The sequence below is a fragment of the Thalassospira povalilytica genome (assembly GCF_002844235.1).
Classification (GTDB): domain Bacteria; phylum Pseudomonadota; class Alphaproteobacteria; order Rhodospirillales; family Thalassospiraceae; genus Thalassospira; species Thalassospira povalilytica.
The window spans coordinates 205,934-227,322 of the sequence record NZ_PGTS01000007.1; the positions used below are offsets into that span (position 1 = coordinate 205,934).

A 21,389-nucleotide genomic window follows, 5' to 3' on the forward strand; every position below is an offset into this window, starting at 1 on the left:
CGGGGCACCACATATTCAGCATGACCCCAATTCGGGAAGAAAACATGATTAACGAACGCATTTTCAAAAGCGGCGATGACATGCTCGCGGCATTGGTCAAGGAAACCGTCGAACGACTGGAATTTGCCATCGCGACCCGCGGCCATGCCAGCATTGCTGTTGCTGGCGGCCGGTTTCCCAAACCGCTTTTCCAGACCCTGTCGACTGTCCGTCTGGACTGGTCCAAGGTAACTGTCACCCTTGGCGATGATCGCTGGGTCGGGCTTGATGATGATCAGTCCAATGAAAAGCTGGTGCGCGACAATCTGTTCATCAACGAAGCACAGAATGCCCGCTTTGTGTCGCTTAAAACATCCGATAGCAGCCCCGAAGACGCGGTTGCCACCGTCAGTGCGCGTTTGCGAACCGAAATGCACTGGCCGCTTGATATTGTCTTTTTGGGGATGGGGGATGACGGCCATACCGCATCACTTTTCCCGTCCTCAACCCCCGAAGCCCTGCGCAAAGGGCTTTATCCCGAACATGGCGAGGTCGTCGCCGCTGCACGCCCGACCGTATCCCCGGTCCCGCGCATCAGCATGACGTTACCTGCCATTCTTAACGCCCGGTATATTGGGATCCATATTACCGGACAATCCAAATGGTCGACCTTTGAAACCGCGAAAAACGGCACCGATATTGAAGAAATGCCGGTTCGCGCAATTTTGCAACAGACTGACGTCCCCGTCGATCTGTGGTGGAGCGCCGAGAACCCGAAAGGCTGAACCCCATGAAACGTGAAATAGAACAGATTACAAAACGCATTATCGAGCGTTCAAAACCAACCCGCGAAGCCTATCTTGCCAAGATCGAGGCTGCTGCGTCTGATCGTCCGCATCGGTCTTCCCTGTCCTGTGGCAACCTTGCCCATGCATCGGCGGGCTGTGGTGCGGCTGAAAAGGCCCGCATCAACGGGGACGAGGGCGCAAACCTTGGCATCGTTACATCCTATAACGATATGCTTTCGGCCCATCAGCCGCTTGGCGTTTATCCCGACCTGATCAAAAAGGCCGTGTTCGAAGCCGGGGCAACCGCACAGGTTGCCGGTGGTGTGCCTGCCATGTGTGATGGCGTGACCCAGGGCCGCCCGGGCATGGAGCTCAGCCTGTTCTCGCGCGATGTCATCGCGATGTCGACGGCGGTTTCGCTGTCGCATGATGTGTTTGACGGTGCGCTTTATCTTGGTGTTTGTGACAAGATCGTTCCCGGTCTTGTCATGGGGGCACTTTCCTATGGTCATATTCCGGCGGTGTTTGTTCCGGCCGGTCCGATGCCATCGGGATTGCCCAACAATGAAAAGGCCCGCATTCGTCAGCTTTATGCCCAGGGCAAGGTTGGCCGCAAGGAACTGCTGGAAGCCGAAACCGCGTCCTATCACAGCCCGGGTACCTGTACTTTCTATGGGACCGCGAACTCCAACCAGATGCTGATGGAAGTCATGGGGCTGCATCTTCCCGGTGCGGCGTTTGTCAATCCGAATACCGAACTGCGCGATGCCCTGACCGAAGAAGCCGCGCGCCGCGCGCTTGCCATCACCAAGCTTGGCAATGACTATCGCCCGATTGGCAAAATCCTTGATGAAAAGGCCTTTGTGAACGGCATCGTCGGTCTTTTGGCGACGGGTGGTTCGACCAACCATACCCTGCATCTTCCGGCGATGGCACGTGCCGCCGGGATCGAACTGCGCTGGGATGACTTTGACGAACTGTCGCGTGTCGTGCCGCTGCTGTGCCGTGTTTATCCGAACGGTCAGGCCGATGTGAACCATTTCCATGCTGCTGGCGGCATGGGCTTTGTCATTTCCGATCTTCTGAAGAACGGCATCCTGCATCCGGATCTGGAAACCATCCATACCGGGGGCATGGCGGCCTATGGCACCGAGCCGTATCTTGATAACGGCAAACTTGCCTGGCGTGATGCGCCGGCCAACAGCCATGATGAAGAAATCCTGCGCCCGACCGAAAAGGCATTCAGTGCCGATGGCGGTCTGCGCATGCTGTCGGGCAATCTTGGCCGTGCCGTGATCAAGGTTTCGGCGGTCAAGCCGGAAAACCGCGTGATCGAAGCTCCGGCTGCGGTGTTTACATCGCAAGAAGCCATGATGGATGCCTTCAAGGAAGGCAAACTGCATCGTGACGTTGTTTGTGTTGTGCGCTTCCAGGGGCCGAAAGCCAACGGCATGCCGGAACTGCATAAACTGACCCCGCCGCTGGGCGTGCTTCAGGATCTTGGTTACAAGGTTGCCCTTGTTACCGATGGCCGGATGTCGGGTGCATCGGGCAAGGTTCCCGCTGCGATCCACGTCACGCCGGAAGGTATGATGAACGGCCCGATTGCCAAGGTCAAAGACGGCGATATCGTCCGTCTGGATGCCGAAACCGGCGAATTGATCCTGAATGTCTCTGATGCCGAACTGGCCAAACGCGACTTTGCGACCTTTGACAACAAGGCCGAACATCAGGACGGCTTTGGCCGTGAAATGTTTGGCGTGTTCCGTGAACATGTTGGTCTGGCAGAATTGGGTGCCAGTGCTGCCTTCCCGGGGGAGGCAGAAGTCGCGTAATGCAGCTGGTTGGTGATATTGGCGGGACCAATGCCCGCTTTGCCTGGCTTGACGATGCGGGCAATCCCCATACGCCGATGACATTGCCGGTGCGCGAATATGCGACCATCGGCGATGCCATGCGGGACTTTATGGTCAGGACCGACTGTTCGGACTTGCGTGAATTCGCGGTGGCCGTGGCATGTCCGGCCATGGCCGATACCATCAAGTTCACCAATAATCCGTGGGTATTCTCCAAGGAGGCGCTTAAGGCCGAGTTCAATCTTGACCGTCTTGTCGTGGTCAATGATTTCACCGGTCTTGCCATGTCGGTGCCCTATCTTGGGCCGGAAGACCTGATTACGCTGTTTGACGGGCCGGGGCGCCCTGGGCTGCCATTGGCGGTGATCGGGGCGGGCACCGGTTTGGGTGTTTCGGGTCTGTTGCCCCATGAAGGTCACTGGTTGCCGATCCAGGGCGAAGGCGGGCATGTGTCCCTGCCTGCGGTGGATGATCTTGATTACGAGATCGTCAAATTCCTGACCGGTGAACTGGGCCGTGTTTCGGCCGAGCGCATCCTGTCAGGCATGGGGATTGAAAACCTGTATCGGGCGCTGGCAGCGATTGACGGTATTGCAGTAACCCCCAAAACAGCAGCCGAGGTTGTCGATGGCGCACTTAAGGACGGGGATGCCTTGTGTCTTAAGGTGCTTGAACGCTTCTGCCTGTTTATGGGCGGGGTTGCCGGTGATCTTGTCCTGACGCTCGGCGCCTTTGACGGGGTCTTTATTGGTGGCGGCATTGGTCCGCGTATTGCCGATTACATGAAACAAAGCGGCCTGAAAGAGCGCATGATCGCCAAGGGCCGCTTCCGTGATTTGATGAATGATGTGCCGGTACGTCTGATGACGGCGAAATACCCGGCCCTGATTGGCTGTGCCAAGATTTTGACGGCCTGATCAGGAAACAGGAGGAATATTTATGAGCCTTTCATCGCGTGAAATTCTGTCCAAAGCCCCGGTTGTGCCGGTTCTGGTGATTGAAGACGCCAACGACGCCGTTCCTTTGGCCAAGGCACTGGTTGCCGGTGGTTTGCCGGTGCTTGAAATTACCCTGCGGTCCGATGCCGCCGAAGAAAGCATCAAGCGCATCATCGCCGAAGTCCCCGACGCCATCACCGGTGCGGGTACCGTGATCAATGCCAAGCAGATGGAACGTATGGCAGAAATCGGCTGTGCCTTTGCCGTGTCGCCGGGCCATAGTGAAGGCTTGCTCAAGGCGGCGGCCGATACCGGATGCCCGTTGCTTCCGGGGGCTGGTACGCCGTCTGAAATCATGAACCTGCTTGATCATGGCTATGACACGTTGAAATTCTTCCCGGCAGAGCAGCAGGGCGGTGTTTCGATGCTTAAGGCAATTTCGGGTCCGCTGCCCCAGGTCAAATTCTGCCCGACGGGTGGGGTTTCGCTTAATAATCTCGCCGATTATTTGGCGCTGCCTAATATTATCACGGTCGGCGGGTCCTGGGTGGCCCCCAAGGATGCGGTCAAGGCCGGAGACTGGGACCGGATTACCAAGTTGGCCCAGGAAGCAACCGACCGGGTCAACGCCCTTCGCGGCTAACGACAATCAAATCATCATACAAATAAAAAGGGACCCGTCTGGGTCCCTTTTTGTATTTGCGGGGCAAACATTGTGCGGGTGGTGGGCGCGCGGGGGACTAGCGGTTTTGCAATTGGTTCCGGTTCGGGAACGGACGATCGGTGATCCGTTCGACATACCAGCGTTCGCCATCAAATTTCCGTTGCAGACCGACATCTTCAAGTTGCGCGTCGCTAAGCGTGCTGAGTACTTCGCGCTGGTTCTTGCGTTTGCGGGCTTCGATCGAATAATTGACGATCCTGTCGATCAGGGCGCCAAACGGCATGCGTTTGGCAAAGGGATCGGTCGCGACATCGAATGGTTTTTGGGTCGAAATCTGGTGCGCCATATCGGCCTCCTGACATCTCTGGTTGAGTTGTCTTGTTGATGGTTTGATCGTCCCATATGCAAAATAAAACAGGAATTCGGTTGTTTCGCAGAGTTAATGTGCAAAAATAACCAGAATGATTTGAATCGCGACCGACAGGGTGCAGGGATGAACTGGAACGATTTACGCTATTTTCTTGTTCTGGCCGAGGAAGGTAGCCTTTCCGGGGCGGCCAGACGGCTGCGCAAGGAACACACAACTGTTGCGCGCCGTATCGAATCCCTTGAAAGCGATGTCGGGACCAAGCTGTTTGATCGCTTGCCGCGCGGCTGGCAATTGACCACGGCGGGGCAGAACCTTGTGCCGGTTGCCGAGCGGGTCGAACAGGAAGCGCTGAGTTTCGAACGTCAGGCCAAGGGCGATGAAGCCGCCCACGGGGTGGTGCGGATTTCCGTGCCGCCGGTTGCCGGGCGTGTGCTGTTTGCGCCGCGGCTGGCGCGGCTGTTGACCGCGCATAAGGGGCTTGAATTTGAAATCATCGGGGCGGCGAATGTGGTCAATCTGGCACGGCGCGAAGCCGATATTGCCGTGCGGATGGTGACCCCGCGCGAACCCGGCCTGATCACGCGCAAGCTTTTGGAACTTGGCGTCGGGCTGTATGGGGCGGCGGGATATCGTGACCAGGTGCCGGAACCCGACTGGGAATTCTGTGGCTATGAAGATACGGCCTACGGGGCCTCGAAAAAGGAATGGGTGCGCACGGTTCTGGGACGGGAATTGCCCTGCCGTTTCCGGGCCGATGATACCGAAACCGTTCGCCAGTTCATCGCAGCCGGCCACGGGGTTGGCGTTCTGCCCCGCTATCTGGGCGACAAGGATGACCGGCTGGAACTGATCCATGCCGATACCGACGGGCATGGTCGTGAAACCGGATGGCTGGTTGTCCATCCCGACATGCGCCGTTCCCCGGGGGTGCGGCTGGTGATGGATGCGCTGATCAAGGCCGCAGATGAAATCGCCGAGGAATTCCAGATTTAAAGATGTGACCCAGCCCGCCGCCTTGTACCAGTATCGGAGTTGCGAGTTGGGAGCCAGAAGTTCTGAGTTCCAAGCTGAAAGGTCTGAGTTCCGAATTCGGAACATGCGGCGGGCGCTTGGGGCGCGCGTTTTGGTATGGGCCCTGCAACAGTTACAACGTCAAAGACAAAGGCCTCCGACTGGCGGAGGCCTTTTCCATGCCCTGAGGGAGGCATTGGGCCCAAAGCCGATACCCCTATCGGTTCTGAGGCCGGCATCAAAGCGTGTCGATTGCCGCAGGTCGGACCCTTGGCCGCTTTGATCTGGTTATGCGGACCGCCGGTTGATCCGGCCATCGTCGGACCGTTCAAGACCGATGTCGCGCAATTGGGTGTCGCTGAGACGGGTCAGGGCAACGCGACTTTGATACCGCTTATAGGATGCCGCCAGAGTTCCAATAATTGCCGTGATGATAGCGCTAACACCCTTGGAAATGCTTGGGCGCGAGGGCGGGGTGGTCTGGCGTGACGCAGCCATCACCGACAGGCTTTTTGCCGAAACGCAACCGACGACGGGATTGCAATCGATCTGGTTATGCATAGCCATTTTGATGCTCCTTGATCGTGGGGGCTGTTGTGATGGGCCAACATTGCCATGCGCAGAAATCCCAAGGAATTCCGATAAAATGCGCTATAGTTGTGCAATATTGCGCAGTTGAGCCATCGGCCGTCAGGCAATAGAGCAACGTGAGTAAACTGCGCGCCGGTGATCATCATCGCGAAGGGGGCTGCTCCGTTCGGATATGGCGGTTTGGCACAGGTGAGGGTCGGTTCGACTTGGTGCTGGGGAAGGTTTGATCGGGGCTATCAAGGTTAGTTGGCCTGATTGGTGCCGGTCAGAGCAGATCAGGTGACGTCGTGTCACTTTGTGTCACGTCACGTGGTCAGGTCATCAGGTCAACTCGGTTTTGGGGCTGCGACGGCATGGGATTGCCTGATTATCGGGCTGCCGGTGATGACGGTTGGGGGCGATTGCACTGGCACTGGCACTGGCACTGGCAAGACAATGGCAAGACAGGGGGGATTGATGAACTGGAATGATTTGCGGTTTTTTGTCGCGGTGGCACAGGCCGGCACCCTTTCCGGGGCCGCACGCCGGTTGGGAAAGGATCACACCACCGTTGCCCGGCGGATCGAGGCGCTGGAAGCTGATCTTGGCGCGCATCTGTTTGATCGTCTGGCGACCGGCTGGAAATTGACCGAAGCGGGCGAGAATCTGGTGCCGGTGGCCGGCCGGATTGAAGAAGATGTTCTGGCGTTTGAACGTCAGGCCCGCGGTGATGAAACCGCACACGGGGTTGTGCGCATTGCGGTCCCGCCCGCTGCCGGACGTTTGCTGTTTGCCCCGCGACTAGCCGAGTTGCTGCGTGACCAGAAAAATCTGGAATACGAGATTTTGGGATCAAGCGTCATCGCCAACCTTGCCCGCCGCGAGGCGGATGTGGCAGTGCGCATGGCAACCCCGGATCAAAGCGGCCTGATCGTGCGCAAGCTGACCAATCTGCGTTTTGCGGTCTATGCGGCCAAGGGTTATACCGACCGGGTCCCGCGCAAGGATTGGGAATTTTGTGCAGACGGGCGCAACACATTTGGCGATTACCAGCAAGGCTGGGTCTGGGAAACGCTGGAACAGAAATTGCCGATGCGGGTCAAGGCCGATGACAGCCAGACGGTTCTGGCCTTTGTTGCCGCCGGGCATGGGTTGGGATTGTTGCCGCGCTATATGGCCGATCTTGATGATCGTCTGGAACTGGTTTTCGATGACAAACTGGGCGAGGTCAGCAAGCCGGTCTGGCTGGTGGTCCATCCCGATATGCGCCGGTCACCCGGGGTCCGCATGGTGATGGATGCCCTGATCAAGGCAACGGAAAGCATCCCGGCCCAATTCAAATCCTGAACGTTCAAACCCCAGCAGGCAAAGCCCGATCCGCAGCAAGACCGATCAGCAGGGGGCAAGGCGGGTCAAAGCCATCCCATCTGGCGGGCCGATGCCAGCAACAGCATGACCCCGAACAGGGTGATGGTCGCCGCACCGGCAAAGCCGACACCACGCCGCACAATCCCCGATGTGCTGTCGGACAGATCAAACAGATGCCGGGTGCCGGTGCGAATGCCGATTGCGGCAAGCCCGATCAGGCTGATGGTCAATGCCACCCCGGCAGCCATGGCAAAGGCAGCCCCGATGCCAATCAGAAACATGCCGTTGGCAAGGGTAAAGAGCAGCACCAGAATCGAACCCGTACAGGGACGCAGCCCGACAACCACGCCACTTGCAATCATTTGCCAGCGTGTTTGCGCCGTCGAAGCAGGGGCGTTTTGATGCGCATGTGCATGGTCATGTGTGTGTTGATGGCTGTCGTCATGTCTGTGTTCGTCATGCCCCTGCCCGTCATGCCCGTGACTGTGGTGATCGGCATGGTCGGTGTGGGCGTGATGCACGTGATGGGTATGGTCACAGGCATGGTGGGAGTGGGTGTCATCATGGTGATGACGATCGTGGTTGTGATCATGGTCGTGATGTTGATGTGTGTGCCCGCCATGGTCACAGCAATCATCCCGGCCCTGAAGAATGCGCAGGCACATCAGCCCGCCCAGAAGGGCGATCAGGGCATATGACACGGCCTCCATCACCAGTCCGTTGCGGGTAATGGCCGCCGGGCCAAGATTGAGAACAAGCGTAAGCGACCCGACAAGAATGATCGCCGAGACGGCCTGCACGGCTGCGATCAGGCTGCCCATGGCGACACCCTGTTTCCAGCCGGCATCGCGCGACAGGAAATAGGTGGTGGTGATCATTTTGCCATGACCGGGGCCTGCCGCATGAAAAACGCCATAGGCAAAAGACAGGGCAATGATCATCAGTCCGGGCCAGAAACTGTCACCGGATTTGGCTTCACGCAGGGTGGCGGTGATTTCGCGGTTCAGTTTGGTCTGGATAATGACGGTTTGACCGACAATGTCTGACAACCAGCCGGGCAGGGTGATCATGCTGTCTTCTGCCCGGGATGGTGCGGATGGTGCGGATGGCGCGGTCGGGGCGGTGTCGGTACTGTCCGACGCACCGCGGCCCAGAAGGTTTGATGACTGGGCGGCTGCCGGATTACTCGACGCGAACGAAATCACCAGGAGCAAGGCCGCCAGAACTGCCGCCATCGGCCACCTTGCCTGCGCAAACAAGATCGGCGCGGACCGGTGCGACAAGGTCAAAATAGATGCGGTTCTTTTCATCTTCGCTCATCTCGAAATGGCAGGACAGGTTCTTGGTGCCGACAAACAGTACGGGATCAACCTGTGTGAAAGCGACATCGATGTAATATTCGGCGTCATAGACAGACAGGCTGATTTTGTCCTTTTTGGGGTCAAGCGGCTGGTCAAGGGTCAGCGTGAAATCATATGTCACGCGCCGGTCATCGGTGATGTCGGCCTTGAAATCGGTCGCACCGGCAAAGGCAAGAAGTTCTTCGTTGCGGCGCAGATGGGTCAGCCAGGAAACTTCGGCAAGGGCGGCAAAGGCATTGTCGCGCAGATTGGTGTTTTCGTCGCCAAAGAACCGGGTGTCATGATTATGGTCGAATTCATCAATCAGCGTCATGCTGAACAGATCGTCAAACAGCCAGTGCACACGAATTCCGGTAATCCGGTCATTTTCAAACACAAATTCGGCGCTGGCATCAATCCATACATGGGGATGCGCCAACGCCGCCTGACCGGTTGCCAGCAACGAGGTGCCGGCAACCAGGGCAGTCATAACGGTTTTACGAACCCTGTCCGAGGCAATCGACAAGGGCGTCAACATTCTGTGCAAGGATTTGCTGATAGGTGTCCGGCCCCGCCTTGAGATCGGCACCCAGCGGGTCAAGCGTTCCGGTACGGATGCCGGTATCTGACACAACAGCCTGAACAACTGCCGGACGGAATTGCGGTTCGGCAAAGATGCAAACGGCACCGGTATCGCGAATTTTGTCTTCGATCTCATGGAGGCGCTTGGCTCCGGGCTTCTGGTCGGGGGACACGGTGATCGACCCAACCGCTGTCAAACCAAATCCGGCTTCCAGATACTGATAGGCATCATGGAAAACGACATAGGGTTTGCCCTGAATCGGGGCGACCTTCTGGCGCAGATCATTGCCAAGACTGGTCAGGCTGGCAAGTAACGTTTTCAGATTGTCGCGATAGGCATCTGCGTGTTCCGGGTCGATTTCGACCAGTTCATCGGTAATTGCGATGGCAATGCTTGCGCCATTGGCCGGATCCATCCAGATATGCGGATCAATGCCGCCATGTTCGTGATGGTGATCTTCGTCACTGTCATGGGTGTCCGCGGCGTGATCGTGGTCGTGATCATCTGCTTCTTTGGCGTCGTCATGATGATGGTCTTTGTCATGATCATCATGAGCATGGTCATCATGAGCATGCTCATTGTGGTCATCATGGTCGCCGTGCGCGTGATCATCATGTTCGTCATGGGCATGGTCATCATGGCCGGCATGATCTTCATCGTGATCGCCATGCTGGTGGGCTTCCCATGCGCCACCATCGCGCATTTTACGAAGCGCCATGCCTTCGACGGCGACCAGTTCAAGCTGATGGCTGGATTTGGACAGTGTCTGCAACGGTTTTTGCAGGAAACCTTCCAGTGAATGGGAAACATAAACAACCAGATCGGCCTCGCTAAGCGCACGTGCTTCGCTGGGGCGCAGCGAGTAGGCATGCGGGGAAGATGCCCCGTCAACCAGCAAGGCCGGTTCGCCGATATCCTTCATGATGGCACTGGCGATCGAATGGATCGGCTTGATGGATGTGACAACCTTGGGGGCATCATCGCCGTGGGCTGATGCCGACCCGGCCGGGATGGCAATCAGCGGCAAGGTGGCAAGGGACGCGGCAAAAAACGCGCGGCGAAAAACAGGGGAGAAGTCAGGCATGTAACCGATCCGGTCTGGAGTGGGGAAGATTTCGATGACCTGATGTTGTTATGATATAACATAACAATCGGTCAAGCGAAAACTCGATACCGGTACTCATTTCAGGATGGAAATGACCGACCGACTGTGAAGCAGGCCACTGTGATCAAGCGACAGGTAGCCGCTTTGAATTACCGATTTCAGCCGAAAGAAGCGTGACGGACGGGGCCGGACCTGTCGAAGATAAATATGGAAATAGGAAAATCATTCCGCGCGAAAGGACCAAAATCGACGTTACTAGGTGAAATTTGATCCAATTAGAATTTACCAATTGATCCAAATAGAAAAATTGCACAGTCGAAACAAAAAATCTGCGAATGGAGTTGCTGCGATCCGTGCCCTGGACCGCGGTGTTGTCGGCCCAAAACAGATGCCCAAAACATAAGACTGTGCGACCGGTCGGGACTTTAATTGATGGGGGTTAATCCCAATCTACCAGAGGTAGATGTTGTTCATGTTTTCGGGTTTGAGGAACGGCGTGCTTAAATTTTGCAAATGGTTGATTGTCCCGGCGCTGGGATTGTTTGTTATTGGCATTGCAATTTCAAAGCCGTCGCAGGCCGAGACATTCCGCATCGCACTTGTCGGTGACCCGAAAAGCGGGCCTTTTTCCTATCAGTACAAGTTGCTTGAACTTGCTCTTGATCATGCGGGCGGGGACCATCAGGTCGAATATATCGCCTTTGACGGGGCGACGGCCAAACGCATCATGCAGCAAATGGAAGATGGCCAGATCGATGTGATGTTTGCGGGCTATCGCCCCGAATTCGAGCAGGATTTTTCCCAGGTCTATGTGCCACTGACCCGCGGTATTCTGGGGCATCGGGTTTTTGTGACCCGGCCCGATATGGCCCAGGCACTGAATGAAGTCGAGACGCTGGATGACCTGAAAGGTCATTGCATCGGGTCGGGCGCGGACTGGCTGGATACCAGAATCCTTGAAACCAACGGATTTTGTGTTGAAAAGGCGACATACGAAAATCTGTGGCGGATGCTTGATCACGGGCGGTTCGATCTTTTGAATCGCGGGGCCCATGAAGTTCATGCCGAAATCGGTCTGGCCCTTGATGCGGGGATGGATCTGGTTGTTGATCAGAATATCCTTCTGATCTATCCGCTGGATTTCTTTTTCTATGTGCGGGCCGATGACCGGGCCCGCCATGCAATCATCACAGAAGGGTTGCAGGCGGCCTATGAGAACGGGGCCTTTATGCGCAATTTCTATTCCGATCCGGGAATTGCCCGGTCGCTGCGTCTGATCCGTGACAGCAAGCGCAAGGTATTTCGCATCCCAAATCCCTATATGTCGTCGCAAACCCATGCGGTGGCCAACAGCTATTGGGAAGGCTATTAGGCGGGCTTGAAACCAGTTGGGCGGCCCAGTTGGACGGCGGGGCATAGACCGTCGGTCACAAGATCAGGAAGTTGCCAGATCTTCGGGCGTGTAATTCATTTCATGAAGGATTTCGCCGGTTTCATAATCAACCGCCTGAAGTGTCACGCCATATCCCCACAATTGCCCAATATAGCCAAGCGTCATCTGGGCTTCGGCTTTTTCAAGGCGGATGCCTTCATGTTCGGTATGCTGAATATAAAGCTGGCGATTGCCGCGGATATCGACATCGACTACCTGCATGTCGGGTTCACGCACCGAAATGTCATGCATCCGGGCCAGTGACCGGCGGACCTTGCGATAGCCGTTATCATCATGAATGGCTGCGACTTCGAGATGCGGTGATGTGCTTTGATCATCGATCATGAACATCCGCATGTCGCGCATCAGTTTGGGCGACAGGAATTGCAGGATGAAGCTTTCATCGCGGTAATGTGCCCAGGCTTCCTTGAGCGTTTCCACCGGCTCATTATTCCCGGCGATATCGGGGAACCATTTGCGGTCCTCGTCGGTCGGATCAACACAGATGCGGTGGATATCCTGCATCATGGCAAAGCCCAGCGCATAGGGATTGAACCCGGAATAGCGCGGATCATCATATTCGGCCTGAAACACGACGCGCGAATGGTAATCGATGAATTCCATCATCGCGCCCTCGGAAATCCGGCCCCTGTCATACAGGCTGTTCATGATGGCGTAATGCACATAGCACGCACAGCCTTCATTCATCATTTTGGTCTGTTTCTGGGGATAGAAATACTGACCGATATTGCGCACGATCCGCAGGATTTCACGTTCCCATGCCTGAAGCGACGGTGCATTTTTTTCCAGGAAATAAAGCAGGTTTTCTTCCGGAAGGCCGAATTGGGCGCGGCGTTCCTCGATCCGCATTTTGCGTTTGAGCTCGTCCATATCCTGATCGCCCTGATCGGGCTGGGGCAGGGTGCGCCACAGATCGTTATAGGTTTCGTCTTCATATTTGGCCCGTTCGCGTTCACGTTCCAGTTCGACTGCAAGATTGGGCTTTTCCGGATGGGAATAACGGTTAACCCCCTGTTCCATCAGGGCATGGGCGGCATCAAGTACGCGTTCGACCGCGTCAAAGCCGTACCGGTCTTCGCATTTGGCGATATAGCCCTTGGCGAATTGCAGATAATCCAGAATGCCTTCGGCATCGGTCCATTGTTTGAACAGATAGTTGTTTTTGAAAAAATGGTTATGCCCGAACGCGGCATGGGCCATGACCAGCGCCTGCATGACGATGGTGTTTTCTTCCATCACATAGGAAATGCAGGGGTTCGAATTGATCACGATTTCATAGGCCAGCCCCTGATAGCCCTTGCGATACATGACATCATCGCGCACGAAGCGTTTGCCGAACGACCAGTGGTGATACATCAAGGGCATGCCGATCGATGAATAGGCATCAAGCATCTGTTCGGAGGTGATGACTTCGACCTGGTTGGGATAGACATCAAGTTTGAGTTCATTGATCGCGATGTCTTCAATCGCGTCATAGGTCGCCTTCAGCGTTTCGAAATCCCAGTCGGCACTGGTGAAAAGCAGTTTGCCATTATCAGCTTCGGAGGATTTGGTTTTGGTGCTCATAGCCGTGCCTCCGTGCGGTTTTTGGCAAAGAGTTCCCGGAATACCGGAAAGATATCAGCGGCCTTTGTCACCCGTTTAAGGGCAAAGCGCGGATTGTGCGAGGCCAGCGGGGCATAGGCCTTCCACAGGGCGGTTTCGCCTTCGGCAGCGGCGAAAATCTCTGCCTCGCGCTCATCAGTGATTTCGATATAGGCGTAATATTGGCATTTCGGCAAAAGGTCTTCGGCCAGCAGGCTGGTGCATTTGGCGCCGTCATTGGAATAGTTGTCGCCATCGGATGCCTGTGCGGCATAGATGTTCCACTGATCGTTGGGATAGCGGTCCTTGAGCACCTTTTTCATTTCTTCAAGGGCGGTGGAAACAATGGTGCCGCCGGTTTCGCGCGAATAGAAAAAGGTTTCTTCATCAACTTCGGCGGCGCGCGATGTGTGGCGGATGAACACCACTTCGACATGTTCGTAGCGACGATGCAAAAACAGATGCAGCAACATGAAGAACCGCTTGGCCAGTTCCTTCATCTGTTCGGACATCGATCCCGATACATCCATCAGACAGAACATCACCGCCTGGGTGTTGGGATCGGGGATTTGCTGGAACTGGTTATAGCGGGTATCGATCGGATCAATGAACGGGATCGCCTTCATGCGGCGTTTGGCTTCTTCAAGGTCGGCCAGCAATCCGTGCAGGCTGTCTTCGTCGGCCTTGGTCAGTTTGCCATTGGGGCGTTTTTCGGCCTTGGCCTGAAGGGCTGCGATCTTTTCTTCGAGTTCGCGGACTTCGGTGGTTTTGGGCCGTCTCAGGCCGATGCGCCGGGCCAGTGAATTGCGCATGGTGCGCACAAGGCTCAGGTTGGCGGGCGTGCCTTCAACCGAAAAGCCCGCGCGCGCATTGCGAAACGCGGTTGTCTGTTTCAGGCTTTTTTTCAAAAGGTCAGGCAGTTCGAGATCTTCGAAAAAGATATCAAGGAATTCGTCACGGGTCAGGGTGAACTGGAAATCATCCTCGCCGTCGCCATCGGGGCTTGCCTGTGATCCGCCAGCCCCGGCGTCACCACCTTGCGGGCGGGCGATGCGATCGCCCTGAACGAATTTCTTGTTGCCGGGCAGGACATAGTTGCGGTTGCCGCCCCGTCCGGCATGGTGGAAGCCCGGTTCTTTCAATGTCTTGCCGGGAATGGTGATCTGATCGCCGCTGGTGATATCGGTGATGCCGCGCGACCGGATGGTGTCTTCGACAGCTTTTTTGATCTGGGCCTTGGCCCGGCGCATGAAACGCTGTCGGTTGCCAAGACTTTTGCCTGTCGGGTTCTTGCGGCGGTCAACGATATACAGCATGGGCATTCACATCCTTGGACCGACATGCCGGGATAAGGGGCCGTCATGTCATGTGCAGGTCGCTTGGGCCTTTGGTCTTTGACAGGATGGGCGAACGGGTGCCCATCCTGCGACGGGATAAAAGCCGGGCGGACAAGGGAGAAACCGCCCGGCAGGGTCGGTAAGCCGAGGGCGTGGCTTAGCCGGCCTTATTGACGCGCATATACCATTCGACCAGACGACGGGTCTGACGTTCGGTATAGCTTCGATCGATCATGCGTTTGACGAACTCGTTATGTTTCTTTTCGGTTTCGCTGTCTTTTTTCGAACCGAACGAAATCACCGGCAGAAGGTCTTCGACCTGGCTGAACATGCGTTTTTCGATCACATCACGCAGTTTCTCATAAGACGTCCAGGACGGGTTTTTGCCCTTGTTGTTCGCACGTGCGCGCAGGGCAAATTTGACGACCTCGTTACGGAAGTCCTTGGGATTGGCGATGCCGGCCGGTTTTTCGATTTTCGAAAGTTCCTGATCAATGATCTTGCGATCAAGAAGCTGTCCGGTATCGGGGTCCTTGAAGTCCTGATCCTCGATCCAGGCATCGGCATAGGACACATAGCGATCAAACAGGTTCTGCCCGTAATCGGAATAGCTTTCGAGATAGGCCTTCTGAATTTCCGCCCCGATAAATTCGGCATAACGCGGGGCCAGTTCGGACTTGATGAAGTCCATATAATCCTTTTCGCGTTCTTCGGGATATTGTTCACGCCGGATCGCCTGTTCGAGCACATACATCAGATGCACCGGATCGGCGGCGACTTCGTGGGTGTCATGGTTGAAGGTTTCAGACAGAACCTTGAAGGCAAACCGGGTGGAAATGCCGTCCATGCCTTCGTCGACACCGGCGGTATCGCGGTATTCCTGCATGGATTTGGCTTTGGGGTCGACATCCTTCAATGTTTCGCCGTCATAGACCCGCATCTTGGAATAAAGGTTGGAGTTTTCATGTTCCTGCAACCGCGACAGGACCGAAAACTGTGCCAGCATCTTGAGCGTTCCGGGCGCGCAGGCACCCTGTTCAAGTTCGGATCCCTGAAGCAGCTTTTCATAGATCATGGTTTCTTCGGTAACCCGCAGGCAATAGGGGACTTTGATCACCGAGATACGATCAATGAAGGCTTCGTTGTTCTTGTTGGATTTGAAGGTCTGCCATTCGGCTTCGTTTGAATGGGCAAGGATCAAGCCCTGGAACGGGATGGCACCAAGGTTTTCCGTGCCGATATAGTTGCTTTCCTGGGTTGCGGTCAGAAGCGGATGCAGCATCTTGATCGGGGCCTTGAACATTTCGACAAATTCAAGCAAGCCCTGATTGGCGCGGTTCAGACCACCGGAATAGCTATAGGCATCCGGGTCGTTCTGACTGAAATATTCGAGTTTGCGGATATCGACCTTGCCGACCAGTGACGAGATATCCTGATTGTTTTCATCACCCGGTTCGGTTTTGGCGATTGCGATCTGACGCAGGCGCGACGGGATCAGCTTGACCACCGAGAATTTGGAAAGATCACCGCCAAATTCGTCAAGACGCTTGACCGCCCAGGGCGACATAAGCCCGGTCAGGCGGCGTTTGGGAATGCCGTATTTGTCCTGGATGGCGTCACCCATTTTGGCTGGATTGAACAGGCCAAGCGGGCTTTCAAACACCGGGCTGATCACATCCCCGGCCTTCAGAACATAGATCGGTTCGCGTTCCATCAGCTCCTTGAGCCGTTCGGCAAGCGAACTTTTGCCGCCGCCAACCGGACCGAGCAGATAAAGAACCTGTTTGCGTTCTTCTAGCCCCTGGGCCGCATATTTGAAGAAGCCGACAATGCGTTCGACGGTTTCTTCCATGCCAAAGAAATCGGCAAAGGCAGGGTAACGTTTGATGGTTCGGTTCAGGAAAATACGGCCAAGGCGGGGATCGGTCGATGTATCGATCAGTTCCGGTTCGCCAATCGCCGTGATCATGCGTTCCGCGGCCGAGGCATAGGCCGTTGGATCTTCGCGACATAGATTAAGGTAGTCACGGATGGTCAGTTCGGTTTCTTGCTTTCCGTCATACCCTTCCGCATACAGCTCGAAGATGTCCTTGTCTTCAGCCATGGCGCGGTCTCCTTTCAAACGTTATCTCTTTGGTATCGAACGATCGTTTCCTGTCCTGCCTGTTTTGCGTTGCAGCAGACCTGTTGATGGCCGCCTGATTCTGTATACGTCAGCAAATGGTACAAAAGTTCATTTGCCAGACAGTAAATATTTTAACGAAGACTATTTAGCTTCTGGTTAAAATCGGCAGAAGATGCCAAGAGTTTGAAGTTGTTGTCTTTGCCGGTTCGCAAGTTAATATTTGCTACTTTGGGTTGCTGTCTTTTGGCCCCGTTTCGGCAGCCCTTTGATAAAGACTTCAGACCTGAATGGGCGTCGACCTGTCGCCATGACCCGGATCGTTGCCGCTGGAAAATGTCCTATTAAATGACTTGGGAAGCAGCGACCTGTTCCGCAAGGTAAGATACAGGTATTGGCGAAAGAATTTCCATTCGGGTGATCACGGTTGAGTGACCGGAACGGGCTGTGGGCAAGGCAGTTGCCCGTGATCAGACCTGACAAAATTATTTTGCGTTTGCACAGTCGGCGGGTCGGACGTTATCACTGCACCAATCGCGAAACCGGCGGCGGTTATGGTCGCGCCGCCCAGCAGGAAGAATGAAATGACCGATGGTGCTGTAAAATTTGTCGAACCCCACGAGCTTGATCTTCTGATCGGCCAGGACGCGGTGACTGTCATCGACGTGCGTGAACCCGATGAATTCGTCACCGGCCATATCGAAACCGCGATCAATATGCCGACATCAAATTTTGACATTTCGGCACTGGTTGACCTGACCGATGAAAATGACACCGACCTGGTGTTTGTCTGTGCGGTGGGGCAGCGATCCTTTGGCGCGGCCAATGCCGTTCTGCCCCATGTTGATTGCGCGGTCAGCAACCTTAAGGGCGGCATCCAAAGCTGGACCCGGGCCGGCTTTGATCTTGAAGGTGGCAAATAAGCCCGGAATTGGTCGTCGGGCAGGGAAGGCTGTTTAATGCTGCCTTTCGCCAGACCCGTAGCTTGGTTTGTCCGGTACGCCCAGTTTGCCCAATCCGCCCGATCTGCTGGGGCCACCCGTGAATTATCTGTGTTCTTGTTTGACCAGAACCCCAGATGCAAGGCATTCGAATGCTGAAATTGCCTTGTGAAGGGTTGCTTGCGGATCATCGCTTGTTGCAACCCAAAGGGCCGCATTCAATGCCACGCCGTTCAGCATTCTTGCCAGGGCTTCAATATCCACAGATTTGATCGCGCCCTGATCGGCCAGTTCCCCAAGCGTTGCAATCGTCGCCTGCAAGCAGCGATTTTGACTTGGCCAGTTTGACGGATCGCCAAGGAAAGCCGGACCATCGCGAAGGACGATGCGCTGGATCTCGGGATCAAGGGCCAGTTCGATATATGTCCTGCCCTCGGCCATTAACCCGTTCCAGCCACCCCCGGCGGCATCACCGGCATCTTTGGCCTTTTGGGCCATGGCCGAGTCAATTTCATCGACAACAGCCGCAAGCAACCCGAGCTTGTCACCAAAATTATGATAAAGCGCGCCGCGCGTCAGGCCGGCGGATGCTGTCAGCTCATCCATTGACGCATCTGCATATCCCTTGTGGGCAAAGGCCTTGCGCCCCGCAGCGATCAATTTAACGCGCGTTTCTTCCATCTTTTCAGCACGGGTCTTGGCAGTCATCAGGCACTCCGATTTTAACATACGGCGCGTATGTTAATTGACATACGCGATGTATGTGAATATATCTTTGCTTCACATACGCAGCGTATCTGAATTGGGTCCAAAACACCACATCAACTGAATTTATCTGAACAGGAGGGCTTTATGTCCCTTGCAAACCAAGCAATCTTTCCCCCGAACCGTCATGCCCTTTATGAGGCGCATGGCTATTCCCCGGCCATCCGGTCTGGCGATCTTCTGTTTGTTTCCGGTCAGGTTGGCAGTCGCGAAGACGGAACCCCGGAACCGGATTTCAAAAAGCAGGTCGAACTGGCGTTTGAAAACCTAAGAGCGATCCTTGAGGCTGCTGGTTGCAGCTTTGATGACATTATTGATGTCACCAGTTTCCACACCGATCCGGAAAACCAGTTTGGCGATATCATGGCGGTCAAAGGGGCGGTCTTTGATCAGGCCCCGTATCCGAACTGGACGGCCGTTGGGGTGACCTGGCTTTCCGGTTTTGATTTCGAGATCAAGGTTGTTGCGCGTATTCCCGATGGGCAGGTTTGACGACGCAATTGGTCCGCACAGCAACACTGGCGTGATTTGATCAAATCAAAAACCGGTCCTGCGTGGTGAATGCAGGGCCGGTTTTCTATCTTGACGAATTCTCATAAATGGAAAAATATCCCTATATTGAGATTCGAGGTTCAAGATTCAAGATTCAAGATGGAAGAAATCGAAACACGCCTTGCCCGACGCCTGTCACAACTGCGAACCGAACGCGGTTGGTCGCTTGATGAGTTGGCAAAGCGCAGCGGGGTCAGTCGCGCCAGTCTGTCACGCATTGAAAATGGTGATGTCAGTCCGACCGCCAGTGTTCTGAGCAAGCTGTGCGTTGCCTTTGGTGTCACGCTGTCGCGTTTGATGCAGATGGTCGAAGATGATTTCACGCCACTGGTCAGACGTCAGGATCAGGAAATCTGGACCGATCCGGAAACCGGATATCGCCGCCGTCTGGTATCGCCAACATCGCGCAATCTGGCGGGTGAAGTCCTGGAGGTCGAAATTGATCCGTACACGCGGATTGAATATGGCGGATCGCCACGCGACGGGCTGGAACATCATCTTGTGATGCTTGACGGCATGCTGAGCCTGACGGTGGATGGCAAGCGCCATGAACTGGGGGCGGGGGATTGCCTGCGCTATCAGCTGCGCGGCGGCAATGTGTTTGAAACCCCGTCCACGTCCGGGGCGCGCTATCACCTGTTTATCGTCGAATAACCAACCTGAAAGCATCGCGATCATGGGCCAGACCAACCGGATTACCCCACCACGCATCATCACCCTTGATGCGGATGCGCTTGCCGATCGTCTTGAGGCATTTGGCGCGATGCTGCATGCCTGTGTGCATGACGGGGCCAGCATCGGTTTTATCGAGCCTTTCCCGATATCCGAGGCGGTGGCATTTTGGCGCGACCGGATCATACCGGCAGTGGCCGGAGGCAAAAGAACGCTTTTCGTCGCCCTTGATGATGATCGGGTGGTTGGCACGGTGCAGCTTGATATCGATACCATGCCCAATCAGGCCCATCGCGGAGATATCAGCAAACTGATGGTCCATCCCGACTGTCGCCGACGCGGCATTGCCCGTCTTTTGATGCAGGCCGCGGAAAGGCAGGCAGGGGAATTGGGACGCAGTTTGCTGACCCTTGATACCCGTACCGGCGACAGTGCCGAGACGCTTTATGCATCGCTTGGCTTTGAAACTGCCGGGGTCATTCCGCAATTTGCCCGCGATCCGTTTTCCGAAAAGCTCAGTGCGACAACCGTGATGTATAAACGCTTACTATCTTAGACTGAACTGATTGACATAGAAATTTCGATGTTGAGATCTTCATCCGTTTGATGTTGTGCGTTTGTAGATTCTCATTGGTAACTAAAAAGACACAGTTTCAAACAATTGATGGGAATAACTATGCGTTGGTGGGAATGTGTTGAACTTGCTTTGATTAACCTGAATGGGTTAGCGCCTCTGAAGGAGATATATGCAGAAGTCTTTTCGATCAGAAGTAAGCGGCAGTTGAGCATTCCTGTGTCGTTGGAGGCAACGGTCCGAAAAGAGCTTGAGTACAATTCATCTGATTCTACGAATTGGCGCCAGAGCAGAGATATATTCTTCAGTGTACATGGAATTGGAAACGGCGTTTGGGGGCTGCGTTCAATGATAGAACATAATCCTCGTGCGTATGACATTGAGGAACCTGAGGAAGATCAGAACCTAAGCTTGAGAGAGCTAACAATTACAAGGATCGTTAGGGATACAGCTCTTTCCAAGCGGCTAAAAGCTCTCCATCGGTTTCAGTGTCAGATGTGCGGGACCGCCATTCCCATGAAAGATGGACGAAGCTATGTTGAGGCGCACCATATTATTCCACTTGGGAAGCCTCATAATGGCCCTGACATCGCTTCCAATGTACTTGTTGTATGCCCTAATCATCACGCAATGCTTGATCTTGGTGCCGTTGGGTTGAAACGGGACGATTTATCTGAAATGTGCGGGCATGCGATTAGTCAAGAAAGCTTGGATTATCACAACACCGTAATCGCAGGTATAAGCCCAAGTAGCGAATGAATTAGTCGCTTGAAGTACAGCGCGATTCTCCGAATTGTATTCAAAACAAACATTGTGG

General features: G+C 55.1%; 21 protein-coding genes. 12 read left to right on the forward strand and 9 right to left on the reverse strand.

The window, feature by feature from the left end:
- Window positions 1-44 precede the first annotated feature (44 nt).
- The 4 genes from pgl to CU041_RS17800 are packed head-to-tail and all read left to right on the forward strand — an operon-like array spanning window position 45 to window position 4,204.
- Window positions 45-764: a 6-phosphogluconolactonase gene (gene pgl, locus CU041_RS17785; protein WP_101247944.1), complete on the forward strand. Its 720-nt coding sequence runs from the start codon at window positions 45-47 to the stop codon at window positions 762-764.
- Between the two features lie 5 nt (window positions 765-769).
- Window positions 770-2,602 (forward strand): phosphogluconate dehydratase, encoded by a 1,833-nt coding sequence (edd, locus tag CU041_RS17790; RefSeq protein ID WP_068517137.1) that lies wholly within the window; start codon window positions 770-772, stop codon window positions 2,600-2,602.
- Window positions 2,602-3,540, forward strand: a complete 939-nt coding sequence (gene glk, locus CU041_RS17795; protein WP_101247905.1) for a glucokinase — start codon at window positions 2,602-2,604, stop codon at window positions 3,538-3,540. Before edd ends, glk begins: the two co-directional genes overlap by 1 nt.
- 22 nt (window positions 3,541-3,562) lie before the next feature.
- Window positions 3,563-4,204, forward strand: coding sequence for a bifunctional 4-hydroxy-2-oxoglutarate aldolase/2-dehydro-3-deoxy-phosphogluconate aldolase (locus CU041_RS17800; protein ID WP_101247906.1), 642 nt, complete (start codon window positions 3,563-3,565; stop codon window positions 4,202-4,204).
- A 97-nt stretch (window positions 4,205-4,301) separates the two neighbouring features.
- Here the strand turns inward: CU041_RS17800 and CU041_RS17805 are convergent, their stop codons facing one another.
- Entirely contained in the window at window positions 4,302-4,571 is a 270-nt protein-coding gene (locus CU041_RS17805) for a DUF1127 domain-containing protein (RefSeq protein WP_101247907.1), read from the reverse strand.
- A gap of 147 nt (window positions 4,572-4,718) precedes the next feature.
- Here CU041_RS17805 and CU041_RS17810 point away from each other — a divergent pair, with 147 nt between their 5' ends.
- Complete coding sequence (locus tag CU041_RS17810) at window positions 4,719-5,588, forward strand: LysR family transcriptional regulator (protein WP_068517182.1); 870 nt, start codon at window positions 4,719-4,721, stop codon at window positions 5,586-5,588.
- Between the two features lie 306 nt (window positions 5,589-5,894).
- On the opposite strand, the gene CU041_RS20840 is transcribed toward CU041_RS17810, so the two are convergent.
- Window positions 5,895-6,173 carry a DUF1127 domain-containing protein gene (locus tag CU041_RS20840; RefSeq protein WP_212733821.1) on the reverse strand — a complete coding sequence of 93 codons (279 nt, stop codon included), beginning with the start codon at window positions 6,171-6,173 and terminating at the stop codon, window positions 5,895-5,897.
- A gap of 480 nt (window positions 6,174-6,653) precedes the next feature.
- Between CU041_RS20840 and CU041_RS17820 the strand changes: the two genes are divergently transcribed.
- Entirely contained in the window at window positions 6,654-7,523 is an 870-nt protein-coding gene (locus tag CU041_RS17820) for a LysR family transcriptional regulator (RefSeq protein WP_101247946.1), read from the forward strand.
- Window positions 7,524-7,588: 65 nt separating this feature from the next.
- Here CU041_RS17820 and CU041_RS17825 read toward each other — a convergent pair whose 3' ends face one another.
- From CU041_RS17825 to CU041_RS17835, 3 genes are read right to left on the reverse strand one after another with little or no spacing between them, the layout of a single operon-like run.
- On the reverse strand, window positions 7,589-8,779 hold the full coding sequence (locus tag CU041_RS17825; protein WP_101247908.1) for a nickel/cobalt transporter: 1,191 nt from the start codon (window positions 8,777-8,779) through the stop codon (window positions 7,589-7,591).
- Window positions 8,727-9,374 (reverse strand): DUF1007 family protein, encoded by a 648-nt coding sequence (locus CU041_RS17830; protein WP_231856645.1) that lies wholly within the window; start codon window positions 9,372-9,374, stop codon window positions 8,727-8,729. The genes CU041_RS17825 and CU041_RS17830 overlap by 53 nt, the downstream gene beginning before the upstream one ends.
- 7 nt (window positions 9,375-9,381) lie before the next feature.
- The gene (locus tag CU041_RS17835) at window positions 9,382-10,551 is read right to left on the reverse strand and encodes a zinc ABC transporter substrate-binding protein (RefSeq protein ID WP_101247909.1); all 1,170 of its coding nucleotides are present in this window, start codon (window positions 10,549-10,551) and stop codon (window positions 9,382-9,384) included.
- Between the two features lie 517 nt (window positions 10,552-11,068).
- Between CU041_RS17835 and CU041_RS17840 the strand changes: the two genes are divergently transcribed.
- The gene (locus tag CU041_RS17840) at window positions 11,069-11,944 is read left to right on the forward strand and encodes a type 2 periplasmic-binding domain-containing protein (RefSeq protein WP_147250661.1); all 876 of its coding nucleotides are present in this window, start codon (window positions 11,069-11,071) and stop codon (window positions 11,942-11,944) included.
- A gap of 63 nt (window positions 11,945-12,007) precedes the next feature.
- On the opposite strand, the gene CU041_RS17845 is transcribed toward CU041_RS17840, so the two are convergent.
- The 3 genes from CU041_RS17845 to CU041_RS17855 form a co-directional block, all read right to left on the reverse strand.
- Window positions 12,008-13,591, reverse strand: a complete 1,584-nt coding sequence (locus CU041_RS17845; protein WP_101247911.1) for a SpoVR family protein — start codon at window positions 13,589-13,591, stop codon at window positions 12,008-12,010.
- Entirely contained in the window at window positions 13,588-14,925 is a 1,338-nt protein-coding gene (locus CU041_RS17850) for a YeaH/YhbH family protein (RefSeq protein WP_101247912.1), read from the reverse strand. Before CU041_RS17850 ends, CU041_RS17845 begins: the two co-directional genes overlap by 4 nt.
- Before the next feature lie 178 nt (window positions 14,926-15,103).
- Window positions 15,104-17,050: a PrkA family serine protein kinase gene (locus CU041_RS17855; protein ID WP_068517148.1), complete on the reverse strand. Its 1,947-nt coding sequence runs from the start codon at window positions 17,048-17,050 to the stop codon at window positions 15,104-15,106.
- Between the two features lie 602 nt (window positions 17,051-17,652).
- Here CU041_RS17855 and CU041_RS17860 point away from each other — a divergent pair.
- Window positions 17,653-17,991 carry a rhodanese-like domain-containing protein gene (locus CU041_RS17860; RefSeq protein ID WP_101247947.1) on the forward strand — a complete coding sequence of 113 codons (339 nt, stop codon included), beginning with the start codon at window positions 17,653-17,655 and terminating at the stop codon, window positions 17,989-17,991.
- Window positions 17,992-18,114: 123 nt separating this feature from the next.
- On the opposite strand, the gene CU041_RS17865 is transcribed toward CU041_RS17860, so the two are convergent.
- Complete coding sequence (locus tag CU041_RS17865; RefSeq protein WP_101247913.1) at window positions 18,115-18,717, reverse strand: TetR/AcrR family transcriptional regulator; 603 nt, start codon at window positions 18,715-18,717, stop codon at window positions 18,115-18,117.
- A gap of 144 nt (window positions 18,718-18,861) precedes the next feature.
- Here CU041_RS17865 and CU041_RS17870 point away from each other — a divergent pair, with 144 nt between their 5' ends.
- The 4 genes from CU041_RS17870 (at window position 18,862) to CU041_RS17885 (ending at window position 21,331) form a co-directional block, all read left to right on the forward strand.
- Window positions 18,862-19,266: a RidA family protein gene (locus CU041_RS17870; protein ID WP_101247914.1), complete on the forward strand. Its 405-nt coding sequence runs from the start codon at window positions 18,862-18,864 to the stop codon at window positions 19,264-19,266.
- 159 nt (window positions 19,267-19,425) lie between these two features.
- Window positions 19,426-19,980: a helix-turn-helix domain-containing protein gene (locus CU041_RS17875; RefSeq protein ID WP_101247915.1), complete on the forward strand. Its 555-nt coding sequence runs from the start codon at window positions 19,426-19,428 to the stop codon at window positions 19,978-19,980.
- 22 nt (window positions 19,981-20,002) lie between these two features.
- Entirely contained in the window at window positions 20,003-20,554 is a 552-nt protein-coding gene (locus CU041_RS17880) for a GNAT family N-acetyltransferase (protein ID WP_101247916.1), read from the forward strand.
- Window positions 20,555-20,674: 120 nt separating this feature from the next.
- Complete coding sequence (locus CU041_RS17885; protein ID WP_101247917.1) at window positions 20,675-21,331, forward strand: HNH endonuclease; 657 nt, start codon at window positions 20,675-20,677, stop codon at window positions 21,329-21,331.
- Window positions 21,332-21,389: the final 58 nt, after the last annotated feature.

What these genes read in the sequence shown, in the direction of transcription:
- CU041_RS17850 (WP_101247912.1), bottom strand. Translation starts at nt 14,925, where the DNA reads ATGCTGTATATCGTTGACCGCCGCAAGAACCCGACAGGCAAAAGTCTT.
- CU041_RS17830 (WP_231856645.1), bottom strand. Translation starts at nt 9,374, where the DNA reads ATGACTGCCCTGGTTGCCGGCACCTCGTTGCTGGCAACCGGTCAGGCG.
- CU041_RS17865 (WP_101247913.1), bottom strand. Translation starts at nt 18,717, where the DNA reads ATGACTGCCAAGACCCGTGCTGAAAAGATGGAAGAAACGCGCGTTAAA.
- CU041_RS17800 (WP_101247906.1), top strand. Translation starts at nt 3,563, where the DNA reads ATGAGCCTTTCATCGCGTGAAATTCTGTCCAAAGCCCCGGTTGTGCCG.
- CU041_RS17820 (WP_101247946.1), top strand. Translation starts at nt 6,654, where the DNA reads ATGAACTGGAATGATTTGCGGTTTTTTGTCGCGGTGGCACAGGCCGGC.
- pgl (WP_101247944.1), top strand. Translation starts at nt 45, where the DNA reads ATGATTAACGAACGCATTTTCAAAAGCGGCGATGACATGCTCGCGGCA.
- CU041_RS17855 (WP_068517148.1), bottom strand. Translation starts at nt 17,050, where the DNA reads ATGGCTGAAGACAAGGACATCTTCGAGCTGTATGCGGAAGGGTATGAC.
- CU041_RS17880 (WP_101247916.1), top strand. Translation starts at nt 20,003, where the DNA reads ATGGGCCAGACCAACCGGATTACCCCACCACGCATCATCACCCTTGAT.
- CU041_RS17860 (WP_101247947.1), top strand. Translation starts at nt 17,653, where the DNA reads ATGACCGATGGTGCTGTAAAATTTGTCGAACCCCACGAGCTTGATCTT.
- edd (WP_068517137.1), top strand. Translation starts at nt 770, where the DNA reads ATGAAACGTGAAATAGAACAGATTACAAAACGCATTATCGAGCGTTCA.
- CU041_RS17885 (WP_101247917.1), top strand. Translation starts at nt 20,675, where the DNA reads ATGCGTTGGTGGGAATGTGTTGAACTTGCTTTGATTAACCTGAATGGG.
- CU041_RS17810 (WP_068517182.1), top strand. Translation starts at nt 4,719, where the DNA reads ATGAACTGGAACGATTTACGCTATTTTCTTGTTCTGGCCGAGGAAGGT.
- CU041_RS17835 (WP_101247909.1), bottom strand. Translation starts at nt 10,551, where the DNA reads ATGCCTGACTTCTCCCCTGTTTTTCGCCGCGCGTTTTTTGCCGCGTCC.
- CU041_RS17875 (WP_101247915.1), top strand. Translation starts at nt 19,426, where the DNA reads ATGGAAGAAATCGAAACACGCCTTGCCCGACGCCTGTCACAACTGCGA.
- glk (WP_101247905.1), top strand. Translation starts at nt 2,602, where the DNA reads ATGCAGCTGGTTGGTGATATTGGCGGGACCAATGCCCGCTTTGCCTGG.
- CU041_RS17870 (WP_101247914.1), top strand. Translation starts at nt 18,862, where the DNA reads ATGTCCCTTGCAAACCAAGCAATCTTTCCCCCGAACCGTCATGCCCTT.
- CU041_RS17845 (WP_101247911.1), bottom strand. Translation starts at nt 13,591, where the DNA reads ATGAGCACCAAAACCAAATCCTCCGAAGCTGATAATGGCAAACTGCTT.
- CU041_RS20840 (WP_212733821.1), bottom strand. Translation starts at nt 6,173, where the DNA reads ATGGCTATGCATAACCAGATCGATTGCAATCCCGTCGTCGGTTGCGTT.
- CU041_RS17805 (WP_101247907.1), bottom strand. Translation starts at nt 4,571, where the DNA reads ATGGCGCACCAGATTTCGACCCAAAAACCATTCGATGTCGCGACCGAT.
- CU041_RS17825 (WP_101247908.1), bottom strand. Translation starts at nt 8,779, where the DNA reads ATGGCGGCAGTTCTGGCGGCCTTGCTCCTGGTGATTTCGTTCGCGTCG.